The following is an 8,211-nucleotide window of genomic DNA, read 5'->3' as shown; positions in this document are numbered from 1 at the left end:
CGTCGTTAACGGGTGGGTCCCCGACGCGCAACGGTCCGGCTCACAATCGCCAGGCACCCGCCGCCGTAACGAGAAGTTGGCTTCGAATTAACCGCTTGAAAGTCAGCTACCTGCCGGTAATGTTTGATCCACCATGTTCACGCTGACCATCAACCAACGCGACAGCCGCGGCGACGGAGACCTCGTACCGCAGCTGCTCAAAGACCTGCGCCACATCCCGGCGTGCTTGGACTTTGACCGCTCGGTGGAGGACGAAGTCCAGGGCATCGTGGAACTCCCGCATCAGGCCGTGGATTCGGCGCTCATCGCCTTGCGGAGCGGACAGTGGTACGTGGGAATCGGCGTCGGACCGGTCAACGAACCACTGCCCAGGCAAATCAAAGACGCCTCCGGACACGGCCTGGTCTACGCACGCCGCGCCGTGGACCGCTTGCGGAATGGCAAAGAGCGCGTCCCTGTGGCCGTCGAGGGGCCGATCGCTGCCCTCGCTGCCGAATCGGAGGCTGTACTTCGGCTCCTTGGGCACATTGTGCAGCATCGGAGCATCGCCGAGTGGCGTGTCCTGGACCTGCTGACGCCGGGCGTGCGTGGACAACAGAAGGCCGTGGCCCAGGAACTGGGGATCAGCACCCAGGCCGTGAGCAAGGCCCTGGCCCGCGCCCAATGGGTGGAGGAGCACGCCGCCAGGCCCGCCGCAGCGCGCTTGCTGCAATTGATCCTCGAGGTTTACTGATCTTGCGTCGGCACGCCTTCAGCCATCTTGTCCTCGACACACCCATTCCTCCCGGCCTACCTTGACTCCATGATCTCCAAGCAAAAGCTTGGGCGGCTTCTTCCCGCTCTCAGGCAGGCTGTCACAGGCCACCGCCTCCTGTTTGCCGCAAAGACGGCCGTCGCGGCCGGGCTGGCTTGGTACCTTGCACCGCTGATGCCCGGGACAGCCGCTTCCTATCCGTACTACGCGCCCTTGGGTGTCTTGGTCAGCATGCACCCCACCGTCGCGGCTTCCGCCAAGCACGGGCTGCAAAGCCTGCTGGGACTCGGATTGGGCATTGCCATGGCCTTCGCAGTGACCACAGTCACCACCCCGAACGCACTGGCGGTGGCCGTCGTCGTCGGCCTGGGCGTGGTGATCGGCGGCCTACCAAGGCTTGGAAGCGCCTCCGAATGGGTTCCCATGGCGGCGCTGTTCGTCTTGGTCCTGGGTTATTCGAATGCGCAGGGATTCTCTTTCGCGTACGTCCTGCAAATGGCTATGGGCGTGGCGGTCGGTTTCGCGGTGAACTGGCTGGTCTTTCCTCCCCTGCATCTTGAAGGCATCGATCCCGCCATCGACGGACACCAGCGGGCACTGTCAAAACAACTCAGGGACATGGCCAGCGCCATGACGGAGTCATGGCCGCCGAACCATGAGGATTGGGCTAGCCGCAGCGGCGAGCTCGCACGCACCGCGACCGCGGTACGGACGGCCGTCCAGGCGGCGAAGTTGAGTGCCAAAGCGAACCCGCGATCCCGCCGTCGAGCTAGGCGCCTGCCCGGTGACCTGGCCGGTTTGCGCACAGTGGAACGACTGACATTCCACGTCCAGGACGTCACTGACGTCCTGGCAAGCGTGATCTGGGAAGAGAACGCGGGAACGGTCATTCCGGAGGGTGTCCCGCCAAATTTGGCTGAGGCACTGGAGGACGTTGCGGCAATGATCCGGCAATGGAGGCATGGGGACGCCGAGGATTTCAAGAGCGCCCTGGCCGAAGCCCGGGACAGTGTGGCAAAACTAAGTGACACCGTCACCGAGGCGGCGTCCGGCAACGCGCCCGTTAACGCCACCGCGTCGGTGGCCATGAGCTTGCGGCGTATGATCACCGCGGTCTCCGAGGCCGACTGAGCTGCGACAAGCGGCCGCCGCGGCCGGACCGCCGCGCGGGTCTGTTACAGCAAGCGACCCAGGATGAGGGCAGCGCCGTCGTCGTACACCGAAGCGGTGACCTCATCCGCGACGGCGATGACTTCCTCAGGCGCCTGGCCCATGGCGACACCGCGCCCGGCCCAGCTGAGCATTTCGATGTCATTGCGGCCGTCCCCTACTGCCACCGTATGGCGGGGGTGCGTGCCGAGCCGCTGGCGCAACTGCTCCAAGGCGCTGGCCTTGGTGACCCCGGCGGCGGCGATATCCAGCCAGGCCGTCCAGCCTACCGAGTAGGTGACCCCGGACAGCCCGATCTTGCGAATGGCTGTGGAAAATTCTTCGGCCGTGTTCTCGCTGCTGAACACCACGACACGCACCGCAGTGGCATCGAGCATCGTCTGGAAATCGACGCCGATTGCCTCAACGCCGAAGCTGGCGTCCTGGAACCGCTCGGTGGAGAGGAAGTTCCCGTCCTCGTCCTCGAGCGCGTACTTGGCGGACGGAAGCTGCTCGCGAAGTGCCATCAATGCCGGAGCGGGATCGAAAGTGGCTTTGTGGATGATCTCGTAGCCTGTGTCCAGCTGGGGGTCGAGCCGCAACGTCACGCCGCCGTTGCAGCACACGGCATAACCGCTTTCCAGTCCGATCTGCTCAATGATGGGCAAGGTGGCGTTCAACGAGCGGCCGGTGGCGATCAGGACGTCGTGTCCGTGGGCGACGACTGCCCGTGCGGCGTCGCGGACACTTGGCGACATGTGGCCATCATGATCGACGAGGGTTCCGTCGACGTCCAACGCGATCATGAGTTTGTGATTCAAATTCCGCTGGTCATCGATGCCAGCGACTGAGGTACCAGTCAAAATAGTCATGCCTCCAGTGAAGCAGACCCCACACGACCCCAGCTAGGACGCAGACCACAGCAGCGGATTAACACGCGGTGAATACTCCCACGTTTGTCCACAGTGTGAGTGTTAACCTGAAGCCCTGGCGCGAGGCCGCAGTCCGGCGCGCACGAGCTTCCGCCGAAGACGGCCTGGCTGCTCCAAATCCGCCCAATTCCACCTGACGACGGTGAACCCCAGTGCACGGATGCTGTCCTCACGCAGCTTCTCCCGATGCACGACCTCTTCCGCGCTCCAATCCCCCCGCACGTCCTCGTCCGAGTACTTTTGCTTGCCATCGAATTCGCCCGCGATCCATTCCTCCGGCCACCAGAAATCGGTCCGGGCAACAAACTGGCCGGAATCAACAATCATGTGCTGTTGGAGCGGTTGCTCAAAGCCCAGCAGCTCGATGACAGCCCTGCTGAACGACTCCCCTGCCGATTCGGCCTTCGTGTTAGCCAAGCTCGCAATCCGGACGGCCCGGTGCTTGGTCGCATCAGCCACGATCCCGTCCAGCGCCAAGGCGATCCCAGGGTGTTCGATCAAGCAGGCATCCTGCCCTAGCAAACCCTGTTCCCAGAGCATTCGTGCGATTCCGTCAGCTACAACGAGCGCGCGACTGAAGGACGAGGAACACATGACATCCATGGCCGTCTGCACCGGACTTGTGCAGGAAAACTGGCCGGAAACTACGGGCTGCGCGTCGCGTCGAAGGACATAGCGCATGGGATGGTTGCCTGCATTCCGGGCCTTTTCGGCAAGCGCGCTGTTTCCGTGGACCACAAACGTTGCTGGCCGCCGTCCCGTGATCCGCTCCGAGGAAGTGGCTAGATCGACGAACTCCGGGGGGCGAAGTGTAGGAACGCCGAGCATGACGGCCGCGGACTCACCGCAAAAGACGGGCCGGTCGAATGCCAGCCCGACCGCTGCTGCGGACCACTCGAACCTCTGGGCAGGCGTCGCTTCCACCCAGGTGGAGGTTTTCACGTAGAACCCGCGCCTCAGCCGGACGAGGCGTCCTGCCCTGAACGGCCGGTGAACCACGGCCGTGGAGCCGGTGAGAGCCAGCCGCTCGGCGGAGACAATGAGCTGCGGAGGGATGTCCATGGAATTACTATCCGTGGATCGTTCCGCAGCGTCAGCCGCGCTTTGGCTCTATGTGGACAAGCCCGGCTGTGGAGGACGCGTCCGCACCAGTAGGCCGGTTACAGAACGGGGAGGACCTCGAGGCCGCCGATGTACTTCTGGAGCGCCTTGGGGACGTTGACCGAGCCATCCGGGTTCTGGTGGTGCTCGAGGATGGCAACGATCCAGCGGGTGGTGGCCAGCGTGCCGTTGAGGGTGGCGACGGCACGGGTGCCCTTCGCTACGCCGTCTTCATTGACCGCACGCTCGCGGATGTTGAGGCGGCGGGCCTGGAAGGTGGTGCAGTTGGACGTCGACGTGAGCTCGCGGTACGCGTTCTGGGTGGGAACCCAGGCTTCGCAGTCGAACTTCCGGGCCGCGGACATGCCGAGATCGCCCGCTGCGGTGTCGATCACGCGGTACGGGAGCTCGACCTTGGCCAGCATTTCCTCTTCCCAGGCCAGGAGTCGCTCGTGCTCGGCAGCGGCCTCTTCAACCGTGGTGTAGATGAACATCTCCACCTTGTTGAACTGGTGGACTCGGATGATCCCGCGGGTGTCCTTGCCGTGCGAACCGGCTTCGCGGCGGTAGCAGGAGCTCTGCCCGGCGTAGCGGATGGGGCCTGCGGAAAGGTCGAGGATCTCGTCCGAGTGGTAGCCGGCGAGGGCCACTTCCGAGGTTCCCACAAGGTAAAGGTCGTCTTCGGCGAGACGGTAGATCTCGGCGTCGTGCTTTACATCGAAACCGGTGCCCTGCATGATCTCCGGACGCACCAAGGTGGGGGTGATCATCGGTACGAAGCCGGCTTCGATGGCTTGGTCCATGGCCATCTGCAACAGTGCCATCTCCAGCCGGGCACCGACGCCGCGGAGGAAGTAGAAGCGCGCACCGGAGACCTTGGCGCCGCGTTCCATGTCGATCGCGCCGATGAGTTCACCGATTTCCAGGTGGTCCTTCGGTTCGAAGTCAGTGAATTCGCGCGGGGTGCCGACCGTCTTGACCACCACGAAGTCGTCCTCGCCACCCTCGGGCACGCCGTCCTCAATCAGGTTGGGGATGACGCGGAGCAGCTCTTCCTGCTTGGCCTGGGCGGCGTCGGCTTCGGCAGAGGCAGCCTTGACCGAGTTGGCCAGTTCCTTGACCTCGGCCAGCAGCGCTTGCTTTTCCTCGCCCTTGGCCTGTGCCACCTTCTTGCCAAAGGCGTTCTGCTCGGCACGGAGGTTTTCGTAGCGGATCAGGGCCGCGCGGCGGTCTGCATCGGCGGAAATGATCGCGTCCACCACGGACTCGTCGGCGCCGCGGGCGCGCTGGCTGGCACGGAACTTGTCCGGGTTTTCGCTGAGGTCTTTTACGTCGATCACCAGACAAGAGTATCGAATGAGGGCGCAACTCCGTGGCCAGCGTCCGACGGCGGCAGGCACCCCCTTCCGCCGTGCGCCGCCGCACCCGCAGCGGGATAGGGTTGAATCACCATGAGCAACTGGATCCTGTACGTGATTCTGGCTGGGGGCGTGGTTTTCGCCGTCTCCAGTTGGTGGGGCGTGCGCCGGCTCAGGGCCAGGCATACCCGCAGCGCTGTGCACGAAGACGCACACAAGCCCGAAGCCGGTCTGCAAAGGGTGGCCGTGATCCTCAACCCGGTCAAAGCAAAGGCCGAGGACGCGCGGAGGATCATCCGGGATGCCTGCCATCTTGCGGGCTGGGACGAACCCCGTTTCTTCGACACCACCGCGGAGGATCCCGGCCATTCTCAAACCAAGGCGGCACTCGCGTATAAGCCCGACGTCGTACTCGTCGGCGGCGGCGACGGTACCGTGCGCGTGGTGGCAGAGACCCTAGCGCACACTGACGTCGCGATGGGCTTGATCCCCCTGGGAACCGGAAACCTGCTGGCACGCAACGTGAATCTGGATGTCAACGATCTGCGTGCCAACGTCCACACGGCACTCTTCGGCCACCAGCGCTACATCGACACCGCCCGGATGGCGATCCACAACGAGCGGACAGGCGCCTCTTCCGAGCATGCTTTCCTGGTGATCGCCGGCATGGGCCTGGACGCCGAGGTTGTGGGCGATACCAACGACGGCCTCAAGAAGGCAGTCGGCTGGCTGGCCTACACCGAGGCGGGCGTCCGCCACCTACCCGGCCGGCGCAAAAAGGTCACCATTGCCATGGACGACGAGCCCGAGCAATCCCGGAAAATCCGAAGCGTCTTGTTCGCCAATTGCGGCCTGATTCCAGGGGGCATCGACTTCATCCCCGGTGCGATGATCGACGACGGGGTCCTGGACGTTGTGGTCATGAGCCCGCGCAGCGCCATCGGCTGGATCGCGGTATACACAAAGATCTTGTTCAAGCACAACCGGAACCTGCCGGTCATGAATTACTACCGCTCGGGCAAAGTGGTCATCAGCAGCAGCGAACCTATGGCCACGCAACTTGACGGTGATCCCTCGGGCGAAGCCACAAAGGTCACCGTCAAGGTGGAGCCGCGTTCGCTCCTCGTTCGCGTCCAATAAGCGGTGTGCGTGCAATAGCGCGGCACGCTACTTGGCGTTCTTCGCCGCTTCCGTTGCTTTGTGTTCGGCCAACTTGTGTTCTGCCAAGGCTTTGGCGGCTGCGCGCGCTTCCGATTGCTCGCGAATCATCGCCTGTTCTTCCTCAAAGCGCAGCCGATCGGCCCGGTCGGCGTCGTCGCCGTCCCAGTCCTGGTTGTCCGCCTTGGGCTTGGGGTTGACGATCATTCCCTGGCCGCTGGTGTCATTGCTATTTCCTGACATGGCCCGCTCCCTCCGTTAGGGGCATGCGTCCATCAATTGTGGATCAAGCAAGCATACGCACAGTTTTATCCACGCGATAGGGGTTGAAGAGTCAATTATCCAACGCTTTGCGGAGCGGATTCGGGCCGGTCAAGCACCCGGTTCCCCACCCAAAATGCCCCGAACCCAGGCATGCGCGGACGCGAACGCGGCGTCGGAGGTATGCGGGGCCACCAAGGCTTTCTGCTCGTCCGCGCGGGCGTAGGATCCGAGGAAGCGGGTGGCAGGGCTGATCCGGTGCAGGCCTGCCAAGGCATCGGCTACCCGCGCGTCGGAGGCGTGGCCGTCGGCATCGATACTGAAGAAGTAGTGACCCAGATACTGGCCGGTGGGCCGGGACTCGATGCGGCTGAGGTTGACTCCGCGCGTGGCAAACTGGTCCAGGATTTCCATCAGTGCGCCGGGGCGGTCTTCGGGAAGGGGCACGACGACGGTGGTCTTGTCCGCGCCGGTTCGTTCTGTCAGTGCACCGGGACGGCTGACCAGGACGAAGCGGGTAACTGCGCCGGGGTTGTCGCCGATGTTCTCGGCAAGGACATTCAGGCCCGGCCGTTCGGCCGCGACAAGGGGGGCGCAGATGGCGGCGTCGTAGTGCGCCTCGCCTTCGAGAAGTCCGACGGCGGCTGCCGCCGTAGAGGATCCCGGCACGTATTCCGCATTCGGGATATTTTCATCAACCCATAGCCGGCACTGGGCCCAGGCATGGCCATGCGTGGAGATCCGGCGGATGTCCGATATCTTCACGCCGGGGCGGGCAACCAGCACGAACGTGATGGGAACAAGGGCTTCACGGATGATCCGCAGTTCGGTTCCGGTGGCAATAGCATCCAGGGTGGCGGTCACGCCGCCTTCCACCGAGTTCTCGATCGGCACCATGGCCGCATCCGCTTCGCCCTGGCGAACCCTCTCCAAAGCCGTGTTCACATTGGTGCAGGGCACCCTTTTGGCATCGGCCGCGCCGGGGACCTGCAGGAGGGCAGCCTCGGTGAAGGTGCCTTCCGGACCGAGGAAGGTGTAGGTGAGCGCGGATCCCGACATGTATATATTCCTTAGGTGTTATGCGTTATGGCTACAGGACGACCGGCTTGAGGCCGTTCTCCGAAACCATCGGGCGGCCGGTCTCGAACCACATGTCCATGCCTCCGCCGATGTTGGTGGCGGTATAGCCCTGTCCCACCAGCCACTGGACCGCCCTGTAGGACCGTCCGCCCGTACGGCAGATCACATACAGGTCATCGTCGGGATCAAGCTCGTCAAGCCGGCCCGGAATCTGGTCAAGCGGAATGTGCAGCGCACCCTCGGCGTGGCCCGCCACCCATTCGTAATCCTCCCGGACGTCCAGGATTTTCGCGTCCGCCGGAACATCGCCGACAGGCACGGTCTCGAAATCGCTCACGTGGGTCCCTTCCAGTTGATTCAGATCTCCGAATCAAGCCTAGTCCCCACCGCTACCCTTACCTCGCTTCGCATCAACGCA

General features: G+C 63.7%; 9 protein-coding genes. 3 read left to right on the top strand and 6 right to left on the bottom strand.

Features of this window, described 5'->3' with window-relative positions; translation table 11 throughout:
* The first annotated feature begins 133 nt into the window (after positions 1-133).
* The gene (locus ABEA18_RS05755; protein ID WP_345448333.1) at positions 134-733 is read left to right on the top strand and encodes a hypothetical protein; all 600 of its coding nucleotides are present in this window, start codon (positions 134-136) and stop codon (positions 731-733) included.
* A gap of 69 nt (positions 734-802) precedes the next feature.
* Complete coding sequence (locus tag ABEA18_RS05750) at positions 803-1,885, top strand: FUSC family protein (RefSeq protein ID WP_345448332.1); 1,083 nt, start codon at positions 803-805, stop codon at positions 1,883-1,885.
* Between the two features lie 44 nt (positions 1,886-1,929).
* Here ABEA18_RS05750 and ABEA18_RS05745 read toward each other — a convergent pair whose 3' ends face one another.
* From ABEA18_RS05745 to serS, 3 genes are all read right to left on the bottom strand, one after another.
* Positions 1,930-2,775, bottom strand: coding sequence for an HAD family hydrolase (locus tag ABEA18_RS05745; RefSeq protein ID WP_345448331.1), 846 nt, complete (start codon positions 2,773-2,775; stop codon positions 1,930-1,932).
* Between the two features lie 102 nt (positions 2,776-2,877).
* Positions 2,878-3,897 carry a hypothetical protein gene (locus ABEA18_RS05740; RefSeq protein ID WP_345448330.1) on the bottom strand — a complete coding sequence of 340 codons (1,020 nt, stop codon included), beginning with the start codon at positions 3,895-3,897 and terminating at the stop codon, positions 2,878-2,880.
* 98 nt (positions 3,898-3,995) lie between these two features.
* Complete coding sequence (gene serS, locus ABEA18_RS05735; RefSeq protein ID WP_345448329.1) at positions 3,996-5,276, bottom strand: serine--tRNA ligase; 1,281 nt, start codon at positions 5,274-5,276, stop codon at positions 3,996-3,998.
* Positions 5,277-5,387: 111 nt separating this feature from the next.
* Here serS and ABEA18_RS05730 point away from each other — a divergent pair, with 111 nt between their 5' ends.
* Positions 5,388-6,434, top strand: coding sequence for a diacylglycerol/lipid kinase family protein (locus tag ABEA18_RS05730; protein ID WP_345448328.1), 1,047 nt, complete (start codon positions 5,388-5,390; stop codon positions 6,432-6,434).
* Positions 6,435-6,461: 27 nt separating this feature from the next.
* Here ABEA18_RS05730 and ABEA18_RS05725 read toward each other — a convergent pair whose 3' ends face one another.
* The 3 genes from ABEA18_RS05725 to ABEA18_RS05715 all read right to left on the bottom strand — a co-directional run bounded on the left by ABEA18_RS05725 (position 6,462) and on the right by ABEA18_RS05715 (position 8,130).
* On the bottom strand, positions 6,462-6,695 hold the full coding sequence (locus tag ABEA18_RS05725) for a hypothetical protein (protein ID WP_345448327.1): 234 nt from the start codon (positions 6,693-6,695) through the stop codon (positions 6,462-6,464).
* A gap of 129 nt (positions 6,696-6,824) precedes the next feature.
* Positions 6,825-7,772, bottom strand: coding sequence for a prephenate dehydratase (gene pheA, locus ABEA18_RS05720; protein ID WP_345448326.1), 948 nt, complete (start codon positions 7,770-7,772; stop codon positions 6,825-6,827).
* Between the two features lie 31 nt (positions 7,773-7,803).
* Positions 7,804-8,130 carry a rhodanese-like domain-containing protein gene (locus ABEA18_RS05715; RefSeq protein WP_345448325.1) on the bottom strand — a complete coding sequence of 109 codons (327 nt, stop codon included), beginning with the start codon at positions 8,128-8,130 and terminating at the stop codon, positions 7,804-7,806.
* Positions 8,131-8,211: the final 81 nt, after the last annotated feature.

This window comes from Arthrobacter gyeryongensis, from assembly GCF_039543785.1.
In the GTDB taxonomy this organism is placed as follows: domain Bacteria; phylum Actinomycetota; class Actinomycetes; order Actinomycetales; family Micrococcaceae; genus Arthrobacter; species Arthrobacter gyeryongensis.
The sequence above is the reverse complement of the archived record's forward strand: the minus strand, read 5'-3'. Positions and strand labels throughout refer to the sequence as shown.

What these genes read in the sequence shown, in the direction of transcription:
- ABEA18_RS05755 (WP_345448333.1), top strand. Translation starts at nt 134, where the DNA reads ATGTTCACGCTGACCATCAACCAACGCGACAGCCGCGGCGACGGAGAC.
- ABEA18_RS05740 (WP_345448330.1), bottom strand. Translation starts at nt 3,897, where the DNA reads ATGGACATCCCTCCGCAGCTCATTGTCTCCGCCGAGCGGCTGGCTCTC.
- ABEA18_RS05725 (WP_345448327.1), bottom strand. Translation starts at nt 6,695, where the DNA reads ATGTCAGGAAATAGCAATGACACCAGCGGCCAGGGAATGATCGTCAAC.
- pheA (WP_345448326.1), bottom strand. Translation starts at nt 7,772, where the DNA reads ATGTCGGGATCCGCGCTCACCTACACCTTCCTCGGTCCGGAAGGCACC.
- ABEA18_RS05750 (WP_345448332.1), top strand. Translation starts at nt 803, where the DNA reads ATGATCTCCAAGCAAAAGCTTGGGCGGCTTCTTCCCGCTCTCAGGCAG.
- ABEA18_RS05730 (WP_345448328.1), top strand. Translation starts at nt 5,388, where the DNA reads ATGAGCAACTGGATCCTGTACGTGATTCTGGCTGGGGGCGTGGTTTTC.
- ABEA18_RS05745 (WP_345448331.1), bottom strand. Translation starts at nt 2,775, where the DNA reads ATGACTATTTTGACTGGTACCTCAGTCGCTGGCATCGATGACCAGCGG.